At 63.6% G+C, this 26,040-nt stretch carries 28 protein-coding genes; 20 read left to right on the top strand and 8 right to left on the bottom strand.

Annotation, left to right across the window (positions count from 1 at the left end):
• Nucleotides 1-184 (top strand): transposase (locus G455_RS0116050; protein ID WP_028094632.1); only part of this gene is annotated, 184 nt, incomplete at its 5' end.
• Nucleotides 185-391: 207 nt separating this feature from the next.
• On the opposite strand, the gene G455_RS24365 is transcribed toward G455_RS0116050, so the two are convergent.
• A complete protein-coding gene (locus G455_RS24365) occupies nucleotides 392-2,158 on the bottom strand; it encodes a PHA/PHB synthase family protein (protein ID WP_229861814.1) in 1,767 nt (588 codons plus the stop codon).
• 363 nt (nucleotides 2,159-2,521) lie between these two features.
• Here G455_RS24365 and G455_RS0116040 point away from each other — a divergent pair, with 363 nt between their 5' ends.
• The gene (locus G455_RS0116040) at nucleotides 2,522-3,646 is read left to right on the top strand and encodes a beta-ketoacyl-ACP synthase III (protein ID WP_028094631.1); all 1,125 of its coding nucleotides are present in this window, start codon (nucleotides 2,522-2,524) and stop codon (nucleotides 3,644-3,646) included.
• Nucleotides 3,647-3,820: 174 nt separating this feature from the next.
• Here the strand turns inward: G455_RS0116040 and G455_RS0116035 are convergent, their stop codons facing one another.
• A complete protein-coding gene (locus G455_RS0116035; protein ID WP_028094630.1) occupies nucleotides 3,821-4,279 on the bottom strand; it encodes a hypothetical protein in 459 nt (152 codons plus the stop codon).
• A 358-nt stretch (nucleotides 4,280-4,637) separates the two neighbouring features.
• On the opposite strand from G455_RS0116035, the gene G455_RS0116030 reads away from it, so the two are divergent.
• Nucleotides 4,638-5,234 (top strand): thymidine kinase, encoded by a 597-nt coding sequence (locus G455_RS0116030; protein ID WP_028094629.1) that lies wholly within the window; start codon nucleotides 4,638-4,640, stop codon nucleotides 5,232-5,234.
• Here the strand turns inward: G455_RS0116030 and G455_RS0116025 are convergent.
• From G455_RS0116025 to G455_RS0116010, 4 genes are read right to left on the bottom strand one after another with little or no spacing between them, the layout of a single operon-like run.
• Nucleotides 5,231-6,184: a 2-hydroxyacid dehydrogenase gene (locus G455_RS0116025; protein ID WP_169726941.1), complete on the bottom strand. Its 954-nt coding sequence runs from the start codon at nucleotides 6,182-6,184 to the stop codon at nucleotides 5,231-5,233. The two genes, G455_RS0116030 and G455_RS0116025, sit on opposite strands and share 4 nt — an antisense overlap.
• Complete coding sequence (locus tag G455_RS0116020; protein ID WP_028094627.1) at nucleotides 6,184-6,525, bottom strand: tRNA-binding protein; 342 nt, start codon at nucleotides 6,523-6,525, stop codon at nucleotides 6,184-6,186. Before G455_RS0116020 ends, G455_RS0116025 begins: the two co-directional genes overlap by 1 nt.
• A complete protein-coding gene (proC, locus tag G455_RS0116015) occupies nucleotides 6,518-7,333 on the bottom strand; it encodes a pyrroline-5-carboxylate reductase (RefSeq protein ID WP_028094626.1) in 816 nt (271 codons plus the stop codon). The genes G455_RS0116020 and proC overlap by 8 nt, the downstream gene beginning before the upstream one ends.
• Nucleotides 7,334-7,372: 39 nt before the next feature.
• On the bottom strand, nucleotides 7,373-7,873 hold the full coding sequence (locus tag G455_RS0116010) for a type III secretion system chaperone family protein (RefSeq protein ID WP_028094625.1): 501 nt from the start codon (nucleotides 7,871-7,873) through the stop codon (nucleotides 7,373-7,375).
• A gap of 300 nt (nucleotides 7,874-8,173) precedes the next feature.
• On the opposite strand from G455_RS0116010, the gene G455_RS0116005 reads away from it, so the two are divergent.
• The 9 genes from G455_RS0116005 (at nucleotide 8,174) to G455_RS0115965 (ending at nucleotide 15,431) form a co-directional block, all read left to right on the top strand.
• The gene (locus tag G455_RS0116005; RefSeq protein ID WP_028094624.1) at nucleotides 8,174-8,464 is read left to right on the top strand and encodes an ArsR/SmtB family transcription factor; all 291 of its coding nucleotides are present in this window, start codon (nucleotides 8,174-8,176) and stop codon (nucleotides 8,462-8,464) included.
• On the top strand, nucleotides 8,461-9,516 hold the full coding sequence (locus G455_RS0116000; protein ID WP_028094623.1) for a permease: 1,056 nt from the start codon (nucleotides 8,461-8,463) through the stop codon (nucleotides 9,514-9,516). Before G455_RS0116005 ends, G455_RS0116000 begins: the two co-directional genes overlap by 4 nt.
• Nucleotides 9,517-9,526: 10 nt before the next feature.
• Nucleotides 9,527-9,763, top strand: a complete 237-nt coding sequence (locus G455_RS0115995) for a thioredoxin family protein (RefSeq protein WP_028094622.1) — start codon at nucleotides 9,527-9,529, stop codon at nucleotides 9,761-9,763.
• Between the two features lie 75 nt (nucleotides 9,764-9,838).
• Nucleotides 9,839-10,048, top strand: coding sequence for a hypothetical protein (locus G455_RS0115990; protein WP_028094621.1), 210 nt, complete (start codon nucleotides 9,839-9,841; stop codon nucleotides 10,046-10,048).
• 198 nt (nucleotides 10,049-10,246) lie between these two features.
• A complete protein-coding gene (locus G455_RS0115985) occupies nucleotides 10,247-10,504 on the top strand; it encodes a YjhX family toxin (protein WP_028094620.1) in 258 nt (85 codons plus the stop codon).
• Nucleotides 10,505-10,520: 16 nt separating this feature from the next.
• Nucleotides 10,521-11,012, top strand: coding sequence for a GNAT family N-acetyltransferase (locus G455_RS0115980; RefSeq protein WP_028094619.1), 492 nt, complete (start codon nucleotides 10,521-10,523; stop codon nucleotides 11,010-11,012).
• Between the two features lie 80 nt (nucleotides 11,013-11,092).
• A complete protein-coding gene (locus tag G455_RS0115975; RefSeq protein WP_028094618.1) occupies nucleotides 11,093-11,506 on the top strand; it encodes a hypothetical protein in 414 nt (137 codons plus the stop codon).
• Between the two features lie 98 nt (nucleotides 11,507-11,604).
• On the top strand, nucleotides 11,605-13,677 hold the full coding sequence (locus G455_RS0115970) for a TonB-dependent receptor domain-containing protein (protein ID WP_161629403.1): 2,073 nt from the start codon (nucleotides 11,605-11,607) through the stop codon (nucleotides 13,675-13,677).
• A 326-nt stretch (nucleotides 13,678-14,003) separates the two neighbouring features.
• A complete protein-coding gene (locus tag G455_RS0115965) occupies nucleotides 14,004-15,431 on the top strand; it encodes a TrkH family potassium uptake protein (protein ID WP_229861813.1) in 1,428 nt (475 codons plus the stop codon).
• Between the two features lie 53 nt (nucleotides 15,432-15,484).
• On the opposite strand, the gene G455_RS0115960 is transcribed toward G455_RS0115965, so the two are convergent.
• Nucleotides 15,485-15,733: an accessory factor UbiK family protein gene (locus tag G455_RS0115960; RefSeq protein WP_028094615.1), complete on the bottom strand. Its 249-nt coding sequence runs from the start codon at nucleotides 15,731-15,733 to the stop codon at nucleotides 15,485-15,487.
• Between the two features lie 96 nt (nucleotides 15,734-15,829).
• Between G455_RS0115960 and lgt the strand changes: the two genes are divergently transcribed.
• The 4 genes from lgt (at nucleotide 15,830) to G455_RS0115935 (ending at nucleotide 19,877) form a co-directional block, all read left to right on the top strand.
• Nucleotides 15,830-16,720, top strand: a complete 891-nt coding sequence (lgt, locus tag G455_RS0115955; RefSeq protein WP_028094614.1) for a prolipoprotein diacylglyceryl transferase — start codon at nucleotides 15,830-15,832, stop codon at nucleotides 16,718-16,720.
• The gene (locus G455_RS0115950) at nucleotides 16,717-17,787 is read left to right on the top strand and encodes a class I SAM-dependent methyltransferase (protein WP_028094613.1); all 1,071 of its coding nucleotides are present in this window, start codon (nucleotides 16,717-16,719) and stop codon (nucleotides 17,785-17,787) included. Before lgt ends, G455_RS0115950 begins: the two co-directional genes overlap by 4 nt.
• Complete coding sequence (gene pgeF, locus G455_RS0115945) at nucleotides 17,787-18,542, top strand: peptidoglycan editing factor PgeF (RefSeq protein ID WP_028094612.1); 756 nt, start codon at nucleotides 17,787-17,789, stop codon at nucleotides 18,540-18,542. The genes G455_RS0115950 and pgeF overlap by 1 nt, the downstream gene beginning before the upstream one ends.
• Before the next feature lie 549 nt (nucleotides 18,543-19,091).
• Complete coding sequence (locus tag G455_RS0115935) at nucleotides 19,092-19,877, top strand: Hint domain-containing protein (protein WP_028094611.1); 786 nt, start codon at nucleotides 19,092-19,094, stop codon at nucleotides 19,875-19,877.
• Nucleotides 19,878-19,884: 7 nt separating this feature from the next.
• Here the strand turns inward: G455_RS0115935 and G455_RS0115930 are convergent, their stop codons facing one another.
• Nucleotides 19,885-20,385 carry an Lrp/AsnC family transcriptional regulator gene (locus G455_RS0115930; RefSeq protein WP_028094610.1) on the bottom strand — a complete coding sequence of 167 codons (501 nt, stop codon included), beginning with the start codon at nucleotides 20,383-20,385 and terminating at the stop codon, nucleotides 19,885-19,887.
• A gap of 252 nt (nucleotides 20,386-20,637) precedes the next feature.
• On the opposite strand from G455_RS0115930, the gene trxB reads away from it, so the two are divergent.
• The 4 genes from trxB (at nucleotide 20,638) to G455_RS0115910 (ending at nucleotide 25,987) form a co-directional block, all read left to right on the top strand.
• A complete protein-coding gene (gene trxB / locus G455_RS0115925) occupies nucleotides 20,638-21,582 on the top strand; it encodes a thioredoxin-disulfide reductase (RefSeq protein ID WP_028094609.1) in 945 nt (314 codons plus the stop codon).
• A 158-nt stretch (nucleotides 21,583-21,740) separates the two neighbouring features.
• Nucleotides 21,741-22,253: a GNAT family N-acetyltransferase gene (locus tag G455_RS0115920; protein ID WP_028094608.1), complete on the top strand. Its 513-nt coding sequence runs from the start codon at nucleotides 21,741-21,743 to the stop codon at nucleotides 22,251-22,253.
• Between the two features lie 117 nt (nucleotides 22,254-22,370).
• Complete coding sequence (locus G455_RS0115915; protein ID WP_028094607.1) at nucleotides 22,371-24,050, top strand: adenylate/guanylate cyclase domain-containing protein; 1,680 nt, start codon at nucleotides 22,371-22,373, stop codon at nucleotides 24,048-24,050.
• Between the two features lie 218 nt (nucleotides 24,051-24,268).
• The gene (locus G455_RS0115910) at nucleotides 24,269-25,987 is read left to right on the top strand and encodes a bifunctional sulfate adenylyltransferase/adenylylsulfate kinase (protein ID WP_028094606.1); all 1,719 of its coding nucleotides are present in this window, start codon (nucleotides 24,269-24,271) and stop codon (nucleotides 25,985-25,987) included.
• The last annotated feature ends 53 nt before the right edge of the window (nucleotides 25,988-26,040 follow it).

Here is a 26,040-nt window from a genome sequence, read left to right as displayed (position 1 = left end):
GCACCTCGGCTACGCCCTGTCCCAGCGGCGCCGCAAGAAGATAGAGGAACCGTTCGGCTGGGCCAAGACCGTCGGCGGCATGTCCCAGACCGTTCACCGCGGGCTCGATAGGGTCTGCGCCCAGTTCACGATGACGATGGCGGCCTGCAACCTCGCGAGGCTACCGAAACTCCTGACGGCCTGACGGAGAAGGCAACTCTGACCCGCGACCACCGCCGATGCCGATGCCGATGCCGAAGAAAACCGACTTCAAATCGTGGCGGCAGGAATAACGTCCTTCAAGGCCGACTTCTTCAGCAGCCTGTTAGGGCCCAGTTAGGAAAGACCGCCGTCCTTTTGGCCGAAGCAGCAGCGCGCCCGGCGCCCCCCTCCGGCCAAAGGCAAAGGCCCGTCAGGGGATCAGAACATATGTCCCCGGCGCGTCGCAGATCGCCTTTCCCATCTTCGGTGGCGCGATCTGTTCGCCGGTCTGATGCATCTTCAGCCAGTCGACCCATCCCAGCCACCAGGAGCCCTGATATTCCTTGGCCTTTTCCGCCCATTCCTCGGCCGAGGTATAGTGGTTGTTGGTGAAGATATGCCCCATCCGGTAATGCCGGCGCGGATGCCCCGGCTCGGACACCACCCCGGCGTTGTGGCCCCCATTGGTCAGAACGAAGGTCACGTCCTCGCTGCGCGTCAGCTCTCCGGTCTTATAGGCCGATTTCCACGGCGCCACGTGATCGGTCTCGGTCCCGACGGCAAAGATCGGCACGTTGATATCGCGCGGCGTCACCGGAAAGCCCTCGACTTCGAACCGTCCGGCAGCGAAATCGTTATCCAGAAACAGGTGGCGCAGGTATTCCGAATGCATCCGATAGGGCATGCGGGTGGTATCCGAATTCCACGCCATCAGATCGTTGGACGTTGGCCGCTCTCCCATCAGGTACTCATGCTGCAGCCGCGACCAGATCAGATCGTTCGATCGCAGAAGCTGGAACGCCCCGGCCATTTGAGACGCATCCAGATAGCCGTTCTTCCACATCATGTCTTCCAGGAAGGAGACTTCGCTTTCATTGATGAAAAGCGTCAGCTCACCTGCTTCGGTGAAATCCATCTGCGCCGCCAGCAAGGTCATCGTGGCCAGCCGGTCATCGCCGTCGCGCGCCATCGCCGCTGCAGCAATGCTCAGCAATGTGCCGCCCAGACAATAGCCCACGCCATGGATCCGAGCCGCGCCGGTAATCTGCTGTATCTGGTCGATCGCGGCCATCGGCCCCATCTGGCGATAATCCATCATGCCCAATTCGGCGTCTTCGGCATCCGGATTGCGCCAAGAGACCATGAAGACGGTAAACCCCTGATCGGTCAGGAATTTCACCATCGAATTTTCCGGGCTTAGGTCGAGGATATAGTATTTCATGATCCAGGCCGGCACGATCAGCACCGGCTCGGGCTGCACCTTGTCGGTGGTGGGTGCGTATTGGATCAGCTCGATCAGCCGGTTGCGATAGATCACCTTGCCCGGCGTCACCGCCAAGGTCTTGCCGACCTGGAATTCCTCCGGCTGCGGCTCCTTCTCCTTCAGCAGAACCCGGCGCAAATCCTCCATATAGTTGTGCCAGCCGTCAATCAGGTTGCGCCCGCCGGTCTCGACGGTCTTGGCCAGGATCTCCGGGTTCGACAGTATGAAATTCGTCGGCGCCATTGCGTCCAGAAGCTGACGCGCGGTGAAATTGACCACTTTTTCATGTTCAAGCGCCACGCCACGCACATTGGTCGTCGCCTCGTCCCACCATTTCTGTGTCAGCAGAAAAGCCTGTTGGAACGCGTTGAAAGGCTGATGGTTCCATCCTTCATGGCGGAACCGGCGATCGTGCGAATCCGGCTGTTCGCAAACGCCCGCCTGGTGGTTCAACGCGCATTCCGCCAGATACCGGTAGAACCGGACCCCGTTTTCGACGGCGAGCTCGGCAAGCTGCATTTGCTTGCCCGGCGACATCGCCATATGCAGCGCCCAGTCGTAATAGTTCAGCAACAGGGAGGCCGGCGACAGGCCGGTGGTGAGCTGGCTGATCGCAGCGCGATAGGCCGTATCGGTCATCTGTGCCAGTTCGCGCTCGGATTGATGCAGCGGCTGAGCGTTCTCTTCGGGGGAAATGGGAAGGTCGTCTTTCACGTCGGTCGATCCTCATCGTTTACGCTCTGCCCGCCGTTCAAAGGTCGGGACCGCACAAGAGGGTAGCGGGGCGGCATTTCGGATTTATGAATGCGATAACTCAAAGACTACCCCCTCGCTCTGCCCCCGGCCAGCCTTGACCTGCGACCCGCCTTCCGAAACACTGCGACAAATCACCCCTTACGGATACATCTTATGCGCATTCTGCTTCCCTTCCTCGGGCTCCTGATGCTCTCGGCCTGCGGTGGTATCCCCCTGGTCCCTTTCATCTGATCCGTCCCGCCGCCACCGCGAGGCCGCGCCCGGCTTGACCTGACCGTGGGTTTTGGGCCACATCGCGCAACCGCGCAGGAGAGACTTGAGATGTATACGCCCGCGATCACCGGAACCGGGGTCTTCACCCCGGAAGAGGTCATCACCAATGCCGAACTGGTCGAAGCTTTCAACGCATATGCCGACCGCATGAACGCCGCCAACGCCGAAGCCATCGACGCCGGCGAGATGGAGCCGATGCAGCATTCCTCGGACGCCTTCATCGTCAAGGCCTCGGGCATCGAACGGCGCCACGTGATGAACAAGAGCGGCATTCTGGATCCGGCGGTAATGCATCCGCTGCTGCGCCAGCGCAGCGACGACGAGCCGGGGATCATGGCAGAGATGGCGCTGGACGCGGCGAAAAAGGCGTTGGCCCAGGCCGGCCGAGGCCCCGAGGACATCGACCTGGTGATCTGTGCCGCCTCGAACATGGAACGCGCCTATCCGGCGGTGGCGATCGAGATCCAGAGCCTTCTGGGCATCCAAGGCTTCGCCTTCGACATGAACGTCGCCTGCTCCTCGGCCACCTTCGGCATTCAGGCCGCCGCCGACATGATTCGCAGCGGCTCGGTCCGCGCGGCGCTGGTGGTGAACCCCGAAATCTGCTCGGGCCACCTAGAATGGCGCGACCGCGATTGCCATTTCATCTTTGGCGACGTCGCCACCGCCACGGTGATCGAGCGGATTGAAGAGGCCCAGGGGCCGCATTTCGAGATCCTCTCGACCCGCTGCGCGACGCAGTTTTCCAACAACATCCGCAACAACAACGGTTTCCTGCGCCGCAGCCGCCCCGACGGGATGGCCGACCGGCGCGACATGCAGTTCATGCAAAACGGCCGCAAGGTGTTCAAGGAGGTGGTGCCGATGGTCAGCTGCCATATCGCCGACCACCTGGCTGCCGAGGGGCTCGAGGGCCAGGCCCTCAGCCGGATGTGGCTGCATCAGGCCAACAAGACGATGAACGACCTGATCGGCAAGAAGGTCCTGGGCCGTGCCCCCACGCCCGAGGAACAGCCGAACATTCTGCAGGAATATGCCAACACCTCCTCCGCCGGCTCGATCATCGCCTTCTCACAGAACTCCGACGATCTGGCCGAGGGCGATCTGGCGCTGATCTGTTCTTTCGGTGCTGGCTATTCGGTGGGCTCGGTGCTGCTGCGGCGGCGCCTCTAAGAGGCCCCGGTCGCCGCACCTGCTTTTTCTGGCCGGAAATATCCCGGGGGAGCCGCCCGAACGGGCGGCGGGGGCAGAGCCCCCATGCGCCCCGAAGGGGCGCAGCCTCCGGCAGGGATATTTTTAGCCAGAAAAAGGAAAGGGCCCTATCATAACGGAAGCGGCGCCGTCGCCTCAGGCGCTTTCCTCTTCCAGGTGCAGTTTCATGTCGATCAGCACCTGTTGCAGCAGCACGGTCTCCCGCAGCAGCCGCTTGGCTTCGTTCACGGTGATGATACCGTCCTCGATCGCCTGCTGATATTCACTCATCAGCATGGCGAAGCGCTGACTCAGCGCGATAACGTCAGAGTTCACATTCCCCACATTCGGGGAATTCGTCCGGCGGTCGTCGAAAGACAGCGTGATCTTCTGCAATTCCGCCAGAGCACTGGTGACATGCGGATAGGCCGCCTCGGCCTCGAGCCGGGCCACCACGTCGACGGGCATGAAGCGATCGGCATGCTCGGGGTTGTCCGAATAATACCTCCCCAGCGTCGCCTTGGACTTGCCTGTGATGTCACAGGCCGCCTCGATACCCACTTCCTTGACCAGGGCCTCAGTGTGTTTTTTCAGATAAGTTCCCATAGAACCCATACGCCGCGCCTTACCCATTCCCCCGGCCGTCCTCAAAGGGGGAAGCGCCCGGTTCTTTTCCCATTACCGATTCCTAATCGAAATGCGATCTCTTTGCTATCCCTCAGGTTTTCGGGGATTTCAAAGAGTGCGGGCGATATTCACGCTCGTAATGTGATTGACGGTAGGGCCAGATTAGACGGCCGCCCTGCTGTTGTGGCTTATTAAGCCTTGAATGTCGTCGCTGCAGGTATGCCCTGTCCATCCCCAGGGTCAGTTCCAACCCGGACCGGTATCCTGCAGCGGCGGCCTTTCCCCCTCAACCCGGCTGATGTCAGCCCGCCTTGCCCTGCGGGCGCCCTGCGCTTAGACCCCGGCCATGGCCAAGCTCTATTTCAACTACTCCACCATGAACGCGGGCAAATCGACGGTGCTGCTGCAGGCGGCACACAACTATGTCGAAAACGGCATGTCGCCCTATCTTCTGACCGCCGAGCTGGATCACCGCGCCGGACAGGGCCGGATCGCTTCGCGGATCGGTATCGCGCAACAGGCCGACACCTTCGCCCCGGGAGACGATCTTTTCGCCCGAGTCGCCGCGCGGCAAGCCAGGGAACCGCTGGATTGTGTCTTTGTCGACGAGGCGCAGTTTCTGGACCCTGCGCAGGTCTGGCAACTGGCCCGTGTGGTGGACGATCTGGGCCTACCGGTACTGGCCTATGGGCTGCGCGTCGATTTCCGCGGAGAGCTGTTTCCCGGTTCGGCCACGCTTCTGGCCTTGGCCGACGAGATGCGCGAGGTGCGCACCATCTGCCATTGCGGTCGCAAGGCCACCATGGTGATCCGTCAGGGCCCCGATGGCAGGCCCCTGCGCGAAGGCGGCCAGATCCAGATCGGCGGCAATGAAACCTATGTTTCGCTCTGCCGCCGGCACTGGCGCGAGGCGATGGGAGATCGGATCACTGACACGGGTTAATTCACCCGGTCGGGGATATCCCGTCCCTCGGCATAGGCACGCAGGTTCTCCACCGCCATCGCCCCCATGTCCTCGCGCACATCGAGGGCAGCGGTGCCCAGATGCGGCAGCAGAACCGCGTTTTCAAGCGCGCGCAGCGCCGTCGGCACCTCGGGCTCGAATTCATAGACATCGAGCCCGACGGCTCCGATCCGACGCGCCTGGAGCGCGGCGATCAGCGCGGCTTCGTCGACGACATCGCCGCGGGCGATATTGACGAAGACCCCATGCGCCGGCATCGCGGCAAAGACCTCGGCGCCGACCAGATGGTGGGTTTCGGCGCTGCCAGGGGCGGCCACCACCAGGATATCGGCCCAGGCCGCCAGATCGGTCAGCGTGCCGAAACGGCTGGCGGGATGATCGACCTGCTTTTCCGAACGGTTGAAATAGCCGACCTCCATTCCAAAGCCGTAATGGCACCGTCGCGCCACCGCCTGGCCGATGCGGCCCATGCCGATGATGCCCAGCTTGCGACCGGTCACATGCACCCCCAGCATCTGGGTCGGATGCCAGCCCTGCCATTTTCCGGACCGCACCAGGCGCTCGCCCTCCCCTGCTCGGCGGCAAGCCATCAGGATCAGCGTCATGGCGATATCGGCGGTGGCATCGGTCACAGCCCCCGGCGTGTTCGACACGGTGATGCCATGGGCCCGGCAGGCCGCCACGTCGATATGATTGTAGCCGACACCGAAATTGGCCAGCATCCGGCAGCGCGGCCGGCCGAAGTCCTGCAGGATGTCCGCCGTCACCCGATCACCCAGCGTCACCATCATCGCATCGAAGACAGCAAAGCCGGCGCGCAGCTCCGCCGCCGTCATCGGCTGGGTGCTCTGGCGCACCTCGACCTCGAACAGCTCCTCCGCCGCGGCAATGGTCGCCGGCGGCATAGGTCGTGACAGCAGAACCCGCATCAGTGCAGCCGCCCGCCGATCGGCACCGGACCGTCGGGGCCGATCAACATCACCTCTCCGGCGGCATCGGGCAGGCCCAGTACCAGCACTTCCGAGATGAACTTGCCGATCTGGCGTGGCGGAAAATTCACCACTGCCAATACCTGTTTGCCCGGCAAGGTGGCAGGATCATAATGCGCGGTGATCTGGGCGGAGGACCGTTTCTCGCCGATCTCGTCGCCAAAGTCGATCCACAGCTTGATCGACGGTTTACGCGCCTCGGGGTAAGGTTCCGCGCGGAGGATTTCGCCGACACGGATGTCGACCTTGAGGAAATCGTCGAACGTGATCTGATCAGCCACGCGACAGTTCCTTCGACCGGTGGGTGGCGGCGGCGACAGCCTGGCGCAGCAAATGCGGGAAGCCCTGATCGGGATCCATCAGCACCTCGAGCGCGGCCTGGGTGGTCCCGTTCGGGCTGGTGACATTGATGCGCAGTTGCGACGGGCCTTCATCCGAAGCCTCGGCCAGCGCGCCGGCACCGGCGACAGTGGCCTTGGCCAGCTGCATCGCCAGATCGGCGCCCAGCCCCTGCGCCTCGCCAGCGGCGGCAAGACATTCGATCAGATGGAAGACATAGGCCGGACCAGAACCGCTGACGCCCGTGACCGCGTCGATCTGCGATTCCCGCTCCAGCCGGACCACCTGCCCCACCGCCGACAGCAGCCCCTCGGCCACGTCGAGATGGTCTGAGGAGGCCTGCGCGTTGCCGATGATCGCGGTAATGCCACGACCGATGGCGGCCGGCGTGTTGGGCATCGCCCGCACGATCGGGGTGTCTTCGCCCAGCATGTCCTCATAGGTCGCGATCGGGGTACCGGCGGCGACGCTGACGAAGAGCGTTTCACCGCCGCCCAGCGCCTTCAGCGCCGGCAGCGCCTCGCGCATCATCTGGGGCTTGACCGCCACCAGCACCAGCGCCGGCGCCTCAGGCAGGGGCGCATTGATATGCACACCCTGGTCTTGCAGCCAATCGGAGGGATGCGGATCGACAACCCAGACCGAAGCCGGGGCCAGCCCGCCCTCAAGCCACCCGGCGAGAAGGGCAGAGCCCATTTTACCACAACCCAGGAGCACAAGCCCCTGATCGGCGATCCGCGACATGTCCATGACGGCCCCTTTCCGTTCGTTCCGGTTCGGGGCCTAGGTTTACGCCCGGCCGTAGGCCTCTGCAATGGCGGCCTGCATCGCCTCACGCGGGGAACGCCCGCCCCAGACCAGAAGCTGGATCGCCGGATAATAGCGTTCCGCGCTCAGCACTGCTGCGTTGATCATGGTGTCGATCTGGTCAGGGCTGGCGACCTGGCCACCGGCCAGAACCAGACCGTAGCGATAGACCATCAGCTTCTGTTCGGGCCAATAGGTGAAGGCGCCGGCCCAGCACTGGTCATTCATCAGGTTCAGCAATTCGTAGAGACGGCCCAATTGATCCTCGGGCGGCTCCATCTCGAAGGTGCAGACCAGTCGCAGGGTCTCGTCATAACCAGACCAGGCCAGGGTGATGGAATAGGTGCGCCACTGCCCCTCGACCGCCATGGCGATCTGATCGTCACCGATCCTGTCGAAGTCCCAGTCATGATATGCGGCCAGGTTCTCGACGATGTCGATCGGATGAATATCGTCTTCAAGCATGTATTCCGACAAGGCCATGGTGCCACCTCTTTGATCTTTAGCGGCGTGGGGCCGATAGCGCCCCCAGCGCTAGGTGCCTACTCAAGAGACCGGGGCGGATCGCCCCCGCTCTACTAGATATGGTGCGCCCCATAGGCACATCTGGCAACCATTATTTTGGGGATAACAGCAATAACTTGTGGAGGAATGCGGGATAACGCCGAAATATTGTCATCTCTGTTTTGGCCTTTTCGACGCCTCTCCGGCCTGCGTCAATATGGCAATATGAATCTTCTTCTTCTCATGCGCATATGCGCATAAGCATTTCAGGAGGCCCTCATGGTGGTCACGATTCTCTCTGCCCTGGCGGAGCCCACGCGGCTCGCGGCGCTGCGCATCCTCTGGGATCAGGGGGAACATTGCGCCTGCGAATTGATCGCCCGACTTGATGCGACGCAAAGCCGGGTGTCGCGACATATGCGAGTACTAAAGCAAGCGGGCCTGGTGGCCGACCGGCGTGACGCGCAATGGGTCCGCTATCGTATCAACCCCGATCTGCCAGCCGACGTGCAGACCTTGCTGAGAACCGTGATCGAGATGGACGATCAAAGCGAAAGGACCGCAGCATGAGCGCGATATCGCAAGAGGCGCCCCAGCGCCAACGCCCCGCCTGGGTCTGGACCGCGGCGGTGATCGCCGCCGTGATGCTCTGGTGGGCGATCTATCGTCAACTTCCCGCCCTGTCGGAATGGCTGGTCTCGCTGCTGCCGGTAGCGCGCGACAGCCATGCCGGATCGGCACTGGCCTTCTTCTTCTATGACGTGCCCAAGGTGATGATGCTTCTGACGCTCATCGTCTTCGCCATGGGCGTGGTGCGCAGCTTCTTCAGCCCGGAGAAGACCCGCGCCCTGCTGTCGGGCCGCCGCGAGGGGCTGGCCAATGCGATGGCGGCGGGTCTTGGCGTGCTCACCCCCTTCTGCTCCTGCTCGGCGGTGCCCCTGTTCATCGGCTTCGTCTCGGCCGGCATTCCGCTGGGGGTGACGTTTTCCTTCCTGATCGCGGCACCGATGGTGAACGAGGTGGCGCTGGTGCTGCTGATCGGCCTGGTCGGCTGGCAGGTGGCGGCGGTCTATCTGGGCTTCGGCCTGTTGATCGCCATCGTCGCCGGATGGGTGATCGGCCGGCTGCATCTGGAAGGCTGGCTGCAGGACTGGGTGCGCGAAATCCATGCCGGCGACGCCATGGCGCCGGAAGACGAAGGTCTCTCCCTGCCCGACCGCTACCGCCAGGGGATCGAGGCGGTGCGCGAAATCTTCGCCAAGGTCTGGCTGTGGATCATCCTCGGCATCGGCATGGGGGCGCTGATCCACGGCTATGTGCCCGAGGATCTGATGGTCCGCATCATGGGGGCGGAGGCCTGGTGGTCGGTGCCGGCTGCGGTGCTGATGGGCATCCCGATGTACACCAACGCCGCCGGCGTCATCCCGATTGTCGAGGCGCTGCTCGGAAAGGGCGCCGCCCTTGGCACCGTGCTGGCCTTCATGATGTCGGTGATCGCGCTCAGCCTGCCCGAGATGATCATCCTGCGACAAGTGCTGAAGCTGCGGCTGATCGCGGTCTTCATCACTGTCGTCGCCTGCGGCATCCTTGCCGTCGGTTTCCTGTTCAACACCCTGTTTTGAGGAAAGAGAAATGAAGGACGTCAAAGTCTACGGCCCCGGCTGCAAACGCTGCGAGACCACCGAAGCCATGGTGCGCGACGCGGCACAAAAGCTTGGCATCGAGGTTCAGATCGAAAAGGTGACCGATATGGCCTCGATCGCGAAGGCCGGAGTGTTGTCGACCCCGGGGATCAGCATCGACGGCAAGCTGGTCCATGCCGGCGGGCTGCCCGATGCGACCAAGCTGGAAACCTGGCTGCAAAACTGAATATAGAGCCCGGATGAATTTCGCGGCCGGGTCCCCCAAGGGCCCGGCCGTTCCAATGGAAATGCCCCCTGCCCCATGGCCGTCTTTGTCCATCCCTTCCGCGTCGTCCAGAACACCACCGCCGGCAAGTTCATTCGCGAACTGGCCCAATGTCGCGACTTTCCCGTCGCCGAGGCCGCCTATACCCGGGCGGTCGCGCTTTATCCCGGCGATGTGATCACCCTGCAGAATGGCGGCAAGCTGTTGAAACGCAGCGATGCGCCACAGCGCGGCACAAACCGCTGAGCCCGGCTTGACCCCGGCGCCAAGCCCCCCATATTAGCCACGCACCCGGCGTTCCCGGGCTGAGGAATTGTAGATGCTGGAGCTTGTCTCGAACCACTGAATGCCCCGTCCAACCGGGGCATTGAACTGCATCCGCCCGTCAGGCTGCGGCCTGTCGGGGTGTGGGTGCCGGTTTGATTCCTGAACAGGCTCTATCTCATGAATATCTCGAAAGACGAACAACGCGTGTTGCACGCGTTGGCTCAGGGTGGTTGCATCCGCTTCGATCGCGCCCCAAACGGTCGGGTGACCGACGTGCTATGCTATACCCGCGACGGCCATGTGCTGAGCAATTGCACGCTCGACATCTTCGCGCGGCTGCGCCGCAAACGGCTGATCCGCTCGCAGGCCTCAGCGCCCTATCGGATCACGCAAACAGGGCTGCGCACGGTGCGCGCCCAGCTCGACAACCGCTGACAGAAAGGATCACCACATGCAGATCCGCAACGAATGCCCCGATGATCGCGCGATCATCGGGGGAATCACCCGGGCGGCCTTCGCCACCCACCCGTTCAGCCAGCAAACCGAGGCGGAGATCATCGACGCCCTGCGCGACGCCGGCGCGCTGCACCTGTCGCTGGTGGCCGAGGAGGGGCAGGACATCCTTGGCCATGCCGCCTTTTCCCCCGTCGAGATCGACGGCAGGCCGGGCGGTTGGTACGGGCTCGGCCCGATTTCGGTGCGCCCCGACCGGCAGCGCCAGGGCATCGGAGGCGCGCTCCTGCGCGAGGGATTGGCGCAACTGAAGGACCAGGGCGCCGCCGGCGTCGTCCTGGTGGGCGATCCCGCCTATTACACCCGCTTTGGCCCCTTGCCCGGGCTCAGGTTCGACGGTGCCCCGGCCCATTACTTCATGGGGTTGGTCCTGAACGGCCCCCGGGCCACAGGCTCCGTCACCTTCCACCCCGGGTTCGGCGCCCACTGACATTTTGCCGCAACGCTCTCCGGAGCGTTGCGGCCATTTGCGATTGCCAGAGTCAGTGGGATCGTCCAGATACACCTCCCATGACTGGAACCCTGCCCCTGCTCGCCCCGATGCGCCGCTTGATCGCGGCCGGTCTGGTCGTGCTGCTTGGCCTGCAGGTCTGTCAAAGCTTCTTTCCCGTCACGCTTGAGGCCGCCAATGGCGATCTGATCCAGATGGTGATCTGCGGCCCCGAGGGGCTGCATACGGTGACCATCGACCTCTCCGACGGCGAGGTGACGGACGGCGAGGAGAACAACGGGCCCACCGCCGAGATCACCGGCAAATGTCCTTTTTGCATCGTCGGCCTGCCGGGAAGTTTCGCCCTGCCCGAACTGGTGGCGCAGAAAGCTGAATATCACCGCATCCGCTATGGGCTGACCCATGAGACCCAGGCGCATCCGCGCCCGGCGCCGCGGGTCCGGCAAATCCGCGCCCCTCCCCTGACCGCCTGAGCTTGCGGGCCTTCGCAGCCCGCCGATCCCGGCCTCCACGCGCCCATCGGCTGCGTGAGGTCGTCGCATAAGAACTCATAAGTCTTGGGACAATGAACATGACCCGTATTTCCACGGCGCGCCTTGGCGTGACCGCCCTTCTGATGTGCTCGATTTCCGGGCTGGCGCTGGCGCAAGACACCGGCGCGGACACCAGAACCCCCTTCACGCTCGACACCATTGTGATCCAGGGACCGCAAAGCACCCCCGCGCCCGGCTATTTCGAATTCAGCCCCGACGATCTGCCGATCGCCCCGGCGCTGGACGGCGGCGCATTGCTGACGGCGGTGCCCGGCGTCACCGCCAGCCGGATGGGCGGCCACGGGCTGGATATCGTGATCCGCGGCCAGCAGGGCAATCAGCTCAACATCATCGACGCAGGCAGCATCACCTATGGCGCGTGCCCCAACCGGATGGACCCGCCGACCAGCATCGCCAACTTCTTCCGCGCCGATCGGGTGATCGTAGAGCGCGGCTATGCCAGCGTCACCAACGGCCCCGGAGGCACCGGCGGCACCGTGCGGCTGGAACGTGATGCTCCCGAGTTCGAAGAGGACAAGCGCCTGACCGGCAAGTTCATCATCGGCGGCACCGGCAACGGGCCCAGCTTCGAAACCGCCGGCAGCTTTGCCTACGATCTGGGCGGCGGCTTCTACATGGAGGGTTCCGCCGAGTACAAGACCGCCAACGACTATAAGGACGGCAGCGGCGACCGGGTGCGCAGCGGCTTCGACCAGAAGACCACCGGCTTCACGCTCGGCTATGCCAAGGACGGGGTCGATCTGGCCTTCGACATCGAACATGATCGGGCCGAGGACGTACTGTTCGCCGGCGCCGGCATGGACAGCCCGCTGTCCGAGACCTGGACCTATCGGCTACGTGGCGGCCTCGATCTCGACCTGGGCAGCCTGCGGCGGATCGAGGGCAACCTCTTCGTGTCGAACGTCGATCACGTGATGGACAACTACAGCCTGCGCCCGCATGGCACGATGGGGATGCTGTCGCCCACCACCTCGGACACCCATGGCGGCAAGATCGAAGGCCAGTTCGAATTCGGCGCCACCCGCGCCCGGGTCGGGGTGGATTTCCAATCGAACAACCGCATGGCCTATGGGTTCATGGGAATGATCCCGGTGATCTCGGCCCAGAACATCGCCAATGCCACCACCCTGAGCTGGCCCGATGTCACTATCGCCCAAACCGGGCTTTATGTCGAAACCGAAACCGACCTGAGCCCGCGCAGCCTGCTGAAACTGGGCCTACGCTATGATCATGTGAAGGCCAAGGCGGGCGCCGCCAACGGAATGCCGGGCTATACCGCCACGGTGCCGGATGTCTATTACAACGCGGTCTATGGCACCAGCTTCGACAACCCGCGTACCGAAGACAACTTCGGCGGGCTGATCCGGCTGGAGCATGAGCTGAACCAAGGCACCAGGCTGTTCGCCGGGCTGTCGCGGTCAACCCGCACGGCGGATGCCAACGAACGTGCCATGGCGCGCGGCAGCATGGGGATGCCCAGCTGGGTCGGCAACCCGGATATCGCGCCCGAAAAGCACAATCAGTTCGACCTCGGGATCGCGCTGGACCGTGCGAGCTGGAGCCTCACGGCGAATGCCTATTACGACCGGGTCGAGGATTTCATCCTGCGCGATCAGTTCACCAAACCGGGGCTGACCTATTATCGCAACGTCTCGGCCGAGCTCTCGGGGGCCGAGCTGCAGGCAAGCTGGTCGCGCGGCGGCTGGCTGGTGTCGGGCGATGCCACCTATACCCATGGGCAAAACCGCAGCGATGACCGGCCCCTGGCACAGATCCCGCCGCTGCAGGGCAAGATCAGCGTCTCTTACGGGCAAGATGCCTGGCGCGCCGGCGGGCGGCTGAACTGGGCCACAGGTCAGAACCGCATCGACGCCTCGCGCGATCCGGGCAAGACACCGGGCTATGCCACCGTCGATCTTTTCGGCAGTTATGATCTGGCCGACAACGTCGTGCTGACCGGCGGCATCAACAACCTGCTGGACAAGACCTACGCCAACCACCTGAGCCGCACGAATGTCTTCGACAGCAGCGTGACCCAGGTGAACGAACCGGGCCGCACCGCCTATGTCCGGCTCGAGGTCAAATTCTGATCCTCACCCGGGGGCGCCGATCCGACCGGCGCCCCCGGAGCTTCGCCCCCGATGCCCCGCCGCACCCTCCTGGGTTGCGCGTAGTGCCACGCATTCGCGAAAATCGCGACGGCAGCCTGAAATAGTTCTGGATCGGTCAAAGGCAGGAGGCCCTCTACAGCCGACCAAGCCCCGTCAAGCTCCCGTCAAACGAGAAACAACGACCAGTATCGCAGTCTGTCGCATTTCCCGATCTTGTCATTTGACGACAACAATGAGCTATTGGCAAAACCGAATTCTCAGGTAACGGACAGCGGGATACCATCGGGCCGCTCATGGCGCCCGGCATGCAACGGATGAGCTTTGTCGTCTTCATCAATAGCGTCGCCATGCTGGCGATGGCCGGGCTGATGGCGCTGACCGCGTTGATCTTCCCTTCCACTGCCGGCGTTTTCGGCGAATCCTTTGTCCTGACCGGCCTTCTTGGCGGCGCCGCCGCACTGGCCGGGGCAAGATCATCGCATGACATGGCCCCCGCGCATGGGTTCCTGCTGACCGCCAGCGTCTGGATGACCGCCGCATTGTGCGGCGCGCTGCCGCTGATGATCTGGCAGCTCTCGCCGATGGATGCCTTTTTCGAATCGATGTCGGGCATCACCACCACCGGCTCCACCGTGATGAGCGGACTGGACGAGACCCCCAGGGGTATCCTGTTCTGGCGGGCGCTGTTGCAGGGGATGGGGGGCATCGGCTTCGTGGTGACCGGGGTGGCGCTGCTGCCGATGCTGAAGGTGGGCGGCATGCAGCTGTTCCGCACCGAAAGTTCGGAACAGGGCGACAAGGAGCTGGCCAACGCCGCCCGTTTCGCGATGGCGACGATGACCGCCTATGTCGGGCTGATGGCGATCTGCTTCCTGCTCTATCTGTTCGGAGGGATGAGCCTGTTCGACGCCGTCACCCATGCGATGACCACGCTGTCGACCGGCGGCTATTCGAATTACGATGCCTCCTTCGGCCATTTCGACAGCCCCTTCCTGCAATATACCGCGACGATCTTCATGGCGCTCGGCGGCATTCCCTTCGCCTGGTACATCCGTGCCATCCTGCGCGGCAACATGGCGGGCGAACAGGTCAGGGTCATGGCGGCATTCCTGCTGACGGTCACCCTGGGGCTGACCGCCTGGCTGGTGCTGGTCAATGACATGGAGGTCGAACCGACCTTCCGCCAGGTCGCCTTCAACGTCGTCTCGGTGGTCACCACCACAGGCTATGCCAGCACCGATTACACCCTGTGGGGGCCCTTCGCGGTGGCGGTCTTCTTCGGCATCACCGCCGTGGGCGGCTGCACCGGGTCAACCGCCGGCGGCGCCAAGATGATGCGCTGGATCGTATTCTTCCGCCTCGCCGCCTCGGCGGTGACCCGGATCCGGGCGCCCCACCAGGTGGTGGTCCCCCGTTACGAGGGGCGGCCGATCGGGCCAGATGTGACCTCGGGGGTGATCACCTTCTTCACCCTCTATTTCGCCACCGTGATGATCATGGCGGTGATGCTGAACATGCTGGGTCTGGATTTCCTGACCGCGCTCAGCGGTGCGCTGACGGCGGTGGCCAATGTCGGCCCCGGCGTCGGCGAAATCATCGGCCCGGCCGGAAATTTCGCCACCTTGGACAACGCATCCAAGCTGATCCTGGCGATCGGCATGTATCTGGGCCGGCTGGAGATGGCGACCGTTCTGGTCCTGCTCACCCCCGCCTTCTGGCGCGCGATCGCCTGACCCCGGGCCCCGCCACGCAACTGGCCTATGTTATCCCGGGGCCGAATGGGCGCTTACTTCGACAGCTTTTCTTCCAGCGCCGCGATCCGCGCCTCGAGCGCGGCATTCTCTTCGCGGGCCTTCTGCGCCATGATCCGCACCGCATCGAATTCCTCGCGGGTCACAAAATCGCGATCGGCCAGCCAGCGATCCATCAGCGACTTCATCGCGGTCTCGGCCTCGTTCTTGGCGCCCTGGGCCACCCCCATTGCATTGGTCATGAGCTGCGAGAAATCGTCCAGGAACTTGTTGCGGGTTTGCATCTGTTGTCTCCGTGTCGCGGTTAGCCCCTATATGGGCGGAATGCGGCCAAGCGGCAAGGTTGACTTGCCCCCGCGACCGGAGGCAAGGAGACGCACATGCAGGCAGTCATCCCCTTTCCGCACCTTTCGCCCGAAGTCTTCTCGATCTCGCTCTTCGGGATGGAGTTCGCGCTGCGCTGGTACGCGCTGGCCTATATCGCGGGCATCCTGATCGCCTGGCGTCTGGCGGTGACGGCTGTGAAGCGCCCGGCACTCTGGCCCGCCTCCGGCGCACCGATGACACCGAAGCAGATCGAGGATCTGCTGACCTGGATCATTCTGGGCGTAATTCTGGGCGGACGGCTGGGCTTCGTGCTGTTCTATCAGCCCGCCTATTACCTGACCCACCCGGTCGAGATCGTGATGGTCTGGCAAGGCGGCATGTCGTTCCATGGCGGTTTCCTGGGGGTGGTGATCGCCGCCTGGGCTTATACTAGGCAACAGGGCATCGCCCGGCTGCCTGCCGCCGATCTGATCGCCTCAAGCGTACCACCGGGGCTGATGCTGGGCCGGCTGGCCAATTTCGTGAATGCCGAGCTTTGGGGCCGTCCCTCGGATCTGCCCTGGGCGGTGATCTTTCCCGGCGTTGCGGCACAGGATTGCCCGGGCGTGCTGCCCGGCCTTTGCGCCCGCCATCCCTCACAGCTCTATGAGGCCGCTCTCGAAGGGCTGATCCTCGGCGCGCTGCTCTTGTGGCTGGTCTATCGGCGCGGAGCCTTCAAGCGGCCCGGGCTGGTGCTGGGCAGTTTCATCGGCGGCTATGGCATCGCCCGCTTCATCGTCGAATTCTTCCGCCAGCCGGATGCCCAATTCGTCACTCCCGGCAACCCGCTGGGTCTGGCGCTACATCTGAACGGGTATGGGCTGACCATGGGGCAATGCCTGTCGCTGCCGATGATTCTGCTGGGGCTGTGGTTCATCTGGCGCGCCCGCCGGAGCATGGCATGAGCCTGACAGACCGCCTGCGCGCCCGTATTCACGCCTCCGGCCCGATCCGGATTTCGGATTACATGGCCGATTGCCTGCTGGATCCTGATTACGGCTACTACGCCACCCGCGATCCCTTCGGCACCAAGGGCGATTTCATCACCGCGCCGGAAATCAGCCAGATGTTCGGGGAACTGATCGGGCTGTGCCTGGCGCAATGCTGGCTGGATCAGGGATCGCCCGAGCGCTTCACCCTGGCCGAGATGGGCCCCGGACGCGGCACGCTGATGGCCGATCTTCTGCGCGCCACCCGTGGCGTGCCCGGCTTTCATGCCGCCGCCCGGGTGATGATGGTCGAGGCCTCTCCCACTTTGCGGCAGGTGCAGGCGCAAACCCTGGCGGGCTATGCCCCCCGCTGGACCGACGATGTGGCCGACCTGCCCGCCGATCAACCGCTGTATCTGGTCGCGAACGAATTCTTCGACGCCCTGCCGATCCGCCAGTTCATTCGCGACGGCGGCGGCTGGCGCGAGCGACTGGTCGGGCTGAACGACGACAAGGCCCTGTCCTTTGGCCTTGGCGCGCAGGCAGCGCAACCGGCGCTGGCCGAGCGCCTGGATGACACCCGGGACGGCGATCTGGTCGAGCTTTGCGAGACCGCCCCCCTGATCACCGCGCAGATCGCAGCGCGAATCGCCGCCCACGGCGGCGCCGCGCTGATCGTCGACTATGGCGGCTGGAGCTCGCTGGGGGATACGCTGCAAGCGCTGAAAGCCCATGAACCCGTCTCTGTCCTGAGCGATCCCGGCAATGCGGATCTGACGGCCCATGTCGATTTCGAAGTCCTGGCCCGCAGTGCAACCGGCGCCGGCGCCGCCCATAGCCACCTGACGACGCAGGGGGTTTTCCTCGAACGGCTGGGGATCACCGCGCGGGCGCAAGCGCTGGCGCGCGGATGTTCCGGCCCGGCGCTCGATCAGCTTGTCGCCGCACATCGCCGGTTGACGCACCCCGAGGAAATGGGAAACCTGTTCAAAGTTCTGGGTCTTTTCCCGCCCCGGAGCCCTGCACCGCCCGGACTGGAATGATGACCCTGGAAATTCTCACCTCCCCTGCCCTGCAACCGCTGCGCCATGGGTTCTTTACCCGCCGTGGCGGCGCTTCTTCCGGCGTTTTCGCCGGGCTGAACTGCGGCCCCGGATCTTCCGATCTGGCCGAAGCGGTCTCGATCAACCGCAGCCGCGTCGCCCAGGCGCTGGACCTTGATCCCCTGGCGCTCGCCGCGGTGCATCAGGTGCATTCGGCCAATGTGGTCACCGTCACCGCCCCCAGCGCCGACAAGCCGCGCGCCGATGCGCTGGTCACCGCCACGCCGGGCATCGCCCTGACGGTGCTGACCGCCGATTGCCAGCCGGTTCTCTTCGCCGATCGGAAGGCCGGCGTCATCGGCGCCGCCCATGCCGGCTGGCGCGGGGCGCTCGAAGGGGTGCTGGAAGCGACGCTTGACGCGATGGAGGCGCTTGGCGCCGATCGTGCCGATACCGTGGCGGTGATCGGTCCCACCATATCCCAGCGCGCCTATGAGGTCGGGCCCGAGTTCTTCGACACCTTCACCATGGAAGACCCCGACGCCGCCCGCTTCTTCGCCAATGGCGACGGCGACCGATATCTCTTCGATCTGCCGGGATTCGGGCTTTACCGGCTGCGCAACGCCGGCGTGGGAGAGGCGGAATGGACCCGTCATTGCACCTATTCCGACCCCGAGCGCTTCTATTCATATCGCCGCGCCACCCATCAGGGCGAAGCTGATTACGGTCGGCTGATCTCGGCCATCCGGCTGTGATGGCAATTGCGGCAGCACTGCCGCAATTGCCACGAAAATTTCCTCCGATCCGCCGCATCGACGCCCGATTGAAACGCGACTGTCTGCCCCATCGGATGCGCATCTCCACGCGCCGCAAGTCAGGAGCAACCCAAGCATGAAACAGAAGACCCGCTTCATCAAATCCGTCATCGAGGCGTCGAAATCCACCGATGTGGTGCTGCCCTGGGCCCGCACGCCGCCGCAGGCGGGTGCGGCCTGACCCGCCCCTCAGGCCGGTGTCTGACGGCAGACGCCAGGCCGGGAGCCCCCACGCAACAGAATCGATCAACAAAGCGGATCATGATGAAAATGTGGCGGAACTTGCAGCCCGCCCCGAAACAATTTCCAAGGAATCCAACACATTGGTCACCGCGTTAACCGAGGTGTCGGCAATTCTTTGACAATTCTATCTAAATTTTGGCAAAAACGTATCCGTTACAGATGGTGACCATGTTAATTCGTGTCCGTCTGTCGTTGTCGGTGGGGGCCGACGAGAGATGCGACCCTGTGAAAGAGGGCCGGTAAGTTATGACGATTATCCCCCAATCCCTGGCGCGCGCCGCGAAAAGCGCCACGGAGGTTTCCCCGCGGCTTCAAGATCCCGCCGCGATGCGCGCACGCGCCCGTCCGCAACTGCGCCGCTATGAGATCAGTACGCTCGCACCGAACGGCGACATCGTAGACAGCAATCATATCGCCCCCGCGCTGTCCCTGTTCGAGAATGCCTTTTGCGCCTTTACCCGCCACTCGATGGTCGAAACCGACTGTGGGACCGTCGCGGTCGAGGATCTGTTGCCCGGCGACCGTATCGTCACCCGTGACAACGGCGCCCAGCCGCTGATGTGGAAAGGGTGTACCACCATCGTTCCCGGCCGCCCCGACGCCAAGGGCCGCTATCACCGGCTGATGCGCATCATGGCCGACAGCTTCGGCATGCAGGCGCCGATGACCGACGTGCTGATCGGCCCTGCCGCTCGCATTCTGAAGACCCCGTTTCATCTGCGCACCCTGGCGGGGGGCAATCCGCTGCTGACCCCGGTGCAGGAATTCGTCGACGGGATGAATGTGATCGAGACCGCGCCACCCACCCCGGTGCAAGTCTATCACCTGCTGCTGCCGCGCCATGCGGTGATCCGCGTCGGCGGGCTTGAATTCGAAACCTACCACCCTGGAACCAACGCCTTCCGCACCACCAGCCCGGCGATGCGCGACATCTTCCTGTCCCTGTTCCCGCATCTGCGCGAACTGCGTGATTTCGGCCCGCAGGCCTTCGCACGCATCGGTGATGGCGAGCTTAGCACGATCACCGGCTGAGCCAGCCTCAGGCGCTGCGGCTCAGCCGTTCTTCGAGAACGTCAAAAGGGACGCCAGGTTCATCCTTGGCGCCCCGGATCACCAGCGATGTCTTGACACTGGCCACGTTCGGCGTGGTCAGCAGTTCACCGGTCAGGAAGCTCTGGAAACTGCTCAGATCGGGGGCGACGCATTTCAGGATGAAATCGACCTCGCCATTCAGCATGTGACACTCCCTGACCAGCGGCCAGTTACGGCAGCGTTCCTCGAAAGCGCTGAGCTCGACCTCGGCCTGGCTGTCGAGCCCGACCATGGCAAAGACCTGAACCTCAAACCCCAGCTCGCGGGCATTGACCTCGGCGTGATAGCCGCGGATCAGCCCCGATTCCTCGAGCGTGCGTACCCGCCGCAGGCAGGGCGGCGCCGAAATGCCGACGCGTTTGGCCAGCTCAACATTGGTCATCCGGCCATCGGCCTGAAGTTCCGATAGGATCTTGCGATCAATCGGATCGAGTCGTGTGGTCGCCATGAAATGCTCCCCTGAAGTTGCGTTTCTTATAGCAGCGCGCCGGCTGCGCGCAATAATATTTCGCCATAACGCCGAATTGCGCCATGGTTCTGAAGGATCATTGCCGCGAAGCTGTGCACGCTGCCCACCCGGGCCCGGCCCGGCGTGATCAAAAGGCGTTGCCCGTGGGGGCTTTAAGCGTGCTGCCGGCGCGGCTATATCCCAAGACAACGGTGGCGGCCAGAGCGCCGCGCGGAAATCTATGGGGATATCATGACTGACTCACGCCACACCCGGGTTCTGATCATTGGTTCGGGCCCGGCGGGCTATACCGCCGGCATCTATGCGAGCCGCGCCATGCTCTCGCCGATTCTCGTGCAGGGGCTGGAACCCGGCGGCCAGCTCACCACCACCACCGAGGTCGAGAACTTCCCCGGCTTCACCGAGGTGCAGGGCCCCGATCTGATGGTGAAGATGCAGGAGCATGCCCAGGCCATGGGCTGCGAGATCATCGGAGACATCATCACCGATCTGGATCTGTCGAAACGTCCCTTCACCGCCAAGGGTGACAGCGGCACCGCCTATACCGCCGACGCCGTGATCCTGGCCACCGGCGCCCGCGCCAAATGGCTGGGGCTGCCTTCGGAAGAGGCTTACAAGGGCTTCGGTGTCTCTGCCTGCGCCACCTGTGACGGCTTCTTCTATCGCGGTCAGGAGATCGTGGTGATCGGCGGCGGCAACACCGCCGTGGAAGAGGCACTGTTCCTGACCAACTTCGCCTCGAAAGTGACCCTGATCCATCGCCGGGACGAGTTGCGGGCGGAAAAGATCCTGATCGACCGGTTGATGAAGAACGAGAAGATCCACCCGCTGTGGCATCACGAGCTGGAAGAGGTCGTGGGCGAAAACGATCCCAAGGGCGTCACCGGCATCAAGGTGAAGAACGTCCAGACCGGAGAGATCAGCGAAATCCCCTGCAAGGGCGTTTTCGTCGCCATCGGTCATGCCCCGGCCAGCGAATTGGTGAAGGACCAGCTCGAGCTGCACAACGGCGGCTATGTCAAGGTCCTGCCAGGTTCCACGGCCACCTCGGTGCCCGGTGTCTTCGCCGCCGGTGATCTGACCGATCATAAATACCGCCAGGCGGTGACCTCGGCCGGCATGGGCTGCATGGCCGCGCTCGACGCCGAACATTGGTTGGCGGCACAGGACGACTGATCCCGACGCGATGGGGCACTTGTGCGCCCCACCTCCGGCGGGGTTCATCCGGAGAGAGAAAGCGCAGGCAGGGACGCCCACGGGCGCGACTGCCTGCCCGTCCCCATCGCGGGGGTCCTTCGATTGCCCGTGACCAGACCCAACGGATCGGAGATCAAATGACCCTGCGAATCGCCCACCTCTCCGATGCCTCCAGTCTCGCCGCCATTTCGATCCAGGTCTGGCTGGAGACCTATATCCGCCGCGGCGTGAATGCCTTTTTCGCCGATTTCGCCCTGAGTGAATTCACCGCCGAGAAATTCAGGGCGCTTCTGAACGATCCCGACGAGCATTTCATTGTCTCCCAGAACGAGGATGGCATCGACGGGTTCGCTCGCGTCACCCGGGACCGCCCGGCACCGGTCGCCGGCGGTTCAACGATTGAGCTTTCCACCCTCTACGTTCAGCCGCGCCACCATGGCAAAGGGATCGGCAAGGCCCTGCTGGGTGCCGCTCTGGATCATGCCCGTGCCGTCGGAGGCCCGTCGCTCTGGCTCGCCACGAATTCCGAGAATACGCCCGCCATCGGCTTCTATCTGTCCCAGGGGTTCGAACGGCTGGGCACCACCCATTTCCGCATTCAGGACGAAGCCTATCCGAACGATGTATTTCGATCGCCCCAGCAGGGTTGAGGAGCCGGCCGTTGCGGTCTTTGCATCCCGCACGGCCTCTGTGCGATCCCGGCAGTTGACCCTGCGTTCCGCCACACGCAGTGTTTTCTGCAGTCGCAAAAGCCACGGAGAGACCCGGTGACCGCACAGCTCTGGCGGGGCAACTGGATGACAAAGGCACGGATCGTCAGCGGTCTGGTACTTTTCATCTTCGCCCTGCTCCATTTCCTCAATATCGGTCTGGGGCTGTTTTCTCCATATTGGATGGATCAGGCGCAGCAACTGCGCCTGGCCATCAGCCGCAGCCTGCCCGGCACCGTGATCCTCTATGCCGCCTTCAGCGTCCACGCCGCGCTGGCGCTTTTTTCCCTCGCCTCACGGCGCACCCTGCGAATGCCCTGGTGGAACTGGCTGCAATTCGTCTCGGGCCTGGCGATCCCCCTTCTGCTCATCCAGCATATCATCCACACCCGGCTGGCCCACACGCTTTATGGCGTGAACGACCAGATGGACTATCTGATCGCGCTGATCTGGAACACCCCCGACGGCTGGTTCCAGGCGCTGCTGCTGCTGACGGTCTGGTTTCATGGTTGCGTCGGGCTACATTTCTGGTTGCGGTCCAAGACCTGGTGGTCGCCTCTGGCCCCATTGTGGAGCGGCTTGGCGGTGCTGATCCCGGCCTTCGCTCTTGCCGGCTTCATGATCGAAGGGCGCCGGATCTCCGCCGTCTTCGCCGATCCCTCTGCCCGACAGGTTGAAATGGCCCGATTTCACTGGCCCAATCCGCAGAGTCTGCAGCGTCTGAGCGAGATCACGCAACGCGGAGAGCTGATTTTTCTGGCCCTGCTCCTGCTGACCCTGGCTATTCACCTGCTACGCAGGCTGAACCGCCGGCGCAGCTCGGTGCGCGTCCGTTATGTCAATGGCCCGGAAATCGTCTCGCCGCGCGGGCTGACGCTTTTGGAAATGTCGCAGTTGCATGGCGTGCCGCATATCTCGCTGTGCGGCGGGCGCGGTCGCTGCACCACCTGCCGCGTCGTCGTCGAAGAGGGCGGCGAAACGCTGCCGCCGCCCAGCCCGTCCGAGACCAGCAGCCTGAGGGCGGTGAATGCCGGCCCCAATACCCGGCTGGCCTGCCAGATCCGCCCGACAGACCCCTTGACGGTGTTTCGCGTGTTCCGCCCCGACGGACGGCGTGACCGGGCCCATGCCAGTCGCGGACAGGAACGGCGGCTGGCGATCATGTTTCTCGATATGCGCGGCTTCACCGCCCGCACCACCGGACAACTTCCCTATGACGTGGTATTCCTGCTGAACCGCTTCTTCGATGCCATCGTGCCACCGATCCAGGATGCCGGCGGCAGCGTCGACAAATACCTGGGCGACGGGCTGATGGCGGTGTTCGAGGCCGAAGACGCCCAGACATCCGCCCGAGAGGCGCTGACCGCTGCAAGCGGGCTGAGCGATGCGCTCGCTGCCTTCAACGCCACGCTCGCAACCGAGGGCATTCCCCCGGTGCGCATCGGTGCCGGGCTGCATCTGGGCGACCTCGTTCTGGGGGAAATCGGCGCCGCCGGCAATGCGCCGCGCACCATCATCGGCGATGCGGTCAATACGGCCAGCCGGCTGGAAGGGCGCACCAAGGATCTGGGGGTTGAGCTGCTGATATCGGCGCCACTGCTGGAGGCGGCCGGGATCGACATCGCTCCGCTGCCCCTGATGGAGCTGCGTCTGCGCGGCAGGCCGCTGCCGCTGAAGGCGCTGCCCCTGGCCGACGGGGCCGCGCTGAAACGGCTGATACAAGACACCGACGGCTAGCCCCCCGGGCCAAGCCAGGGCCAAACCAGGGCGCAAATCACGCGTCCTTCCCACATCACCCCATGGAAAACTGGCGAAAAGCCGCGAAAACTGTGCCAGAATTTTCCATTCCCGGTATAAATCCCCTGCGGCCACTGGACATCTCATAAAGAGCAAGGCTATGCCGCCGACGACCCGAGCGCGGGCCGGCCCGAACAACCGAAGTCGAGAGATTTGAAATGACGATGCTTAGCAATTTGGCTCCTATCCCCGAGCTTTACGTATCCTATGATTCCGCCCAAAAATTGAAATTCGAAGCAGCCAACTTGAAAAGCTTCGATCTTACCCCGCGCCAGATCTGCGATCTCGAACTGCTGATGAATGGTGGCTTCTTCCCTCTCAAGGGGTTTCTGAGCGAAGCCGACTATAACGGCGTCGTCGAAAACATGCGCACCGCCGACGGCGCGCTTTGGCCGATGCCGATCACGCTGGACGTGTCGGAAGAATTCGCTGCCGGGCTCGAGCTGGGCGAAGACATCGCGCTGCGCGATCAGGAAGGCGTGATCCTGGCGACCATGACCGTCACCGACCGTTGGGAGCCGAACAAATCGCGCGAGGCCGAAATGGTGTTCGGTGCCGACGATCTGGCGCATCCGGCCGTCAACTACCTGCACAACACCGCCGGCAAGATCTACCTTGGCGGCCCGGTGACCGGCATCCAGCAACCGGTGCATTATGACTTCAAGGCCCGCCGCGACACCCCGAACGAACTGCGCGCCTACTTCCGCAAGCTGGGCTGGCGCCGCATCGTCGCCTTCCAGACCCGCAACCCGCTGCACCGCGCCCACCAAGAGCTGACCTTCCGCGCCGCGAAAGAGGCGCAGGCCAACCTGCTGATCCACCCGGTGGTCGGCATGACCAAGCCGGGCGACGTCGATCACTTCACCCGCGTGCGCTGCTATGAGGCAGTGCTGGACAAATATCCGCAATCCACCACCACCATGTCGCTGCTGAACCTGGCGATGCGCATGGCCGGCCCGCGCGAGGCCGTGTGGCACGGTCTGATCCGCAAGAACCACGGTTGCACCCATATGATCGTCGGCCGCGACCACGCCGGCCCCGGCAAGAACTCCGCCGGCGAGGACTTCTATGGCCCCTATGATGCACAGGAGCTGTTCCGCACGCATCAGGACGAGATCGGCATCGAAATGGTCGACTTCAAGCACATGGTCTATGTGCAAGAGCGCGCCCAGTACGAGCCGAATGACGAGATCGAGGATCGCGACAACGTCACCATCCTGAACATCTCGGGCACCGAACTGCGCCGCCGCCTGGCCGAAGGCCTGGAAATTCCCGAGTGGTTCTCCTTCCCCGAGGTGGTGACCGAGCTGCGCAAGACCAAGCCGCCGCGCGCCAAGCAGGGCTTTACCGTGTTCTTCACCGGTTTCTCCGGTTCGGGGAAATCGACGGTTGCCAACGCGCTGATGGTCAAGCTGATGGAGATGGGCGGCCGCCCCGTCACCCTGCTCGATGGCGATGTGGTGCGTAAACACCTCAGCTCCGAGCTGGGCTTCTCGAAAGAGCACCGCGACATCAACATCAAACGGATCGGCTATGTCGCGTCCGAGATCACCAAGAATGGCGGTATCGCCATCTGTGCACCGATCGCGCCCTATACCGCGACCCGCCGCGCCGTGCGCGAGATGATCGAAGCCTATGGCGCCTTCGTCGAGGTGCATGTCGCCACCTCGATCGAGGAATGCGAACGTCGCGACCGCAAGGGGCTCTACAAGCTCGCCCGCGAAGGCAAGATCAAGGAATTCACGGGGATCTCCGACCCTTACGAAGCCCCCGAGAACCCCGAGCTGCGGCTTGAAACCGAAGGCACCGATGTCGATAATTGCGCGCATCAGGTGCTGCTGAAACTGGAAAGCATGGGGCTGATCGGCCTGAGCTGATCGCGGTTCCCTGAAGAAAGAGAAAAGGCCCGGAGCACTGCTCCGGGCCTTTT

This window comes from Pseudodonghicola xiamenensis DSM 18339 (genome assembly GCF_000429365.1).
GTDB lineage: Bacteria > Pseudomonadota > Alphaproteobacteria > Rhodobacterales > Rhodobacteraceae > Pseudodonghicola > Pseudodonghicola xiamenensis.
The sequence above is the reverse complement of the archived record's forward strand: the minus strand, read 5'-3'. Positions and strand labels throughout refer to the sequence as shown.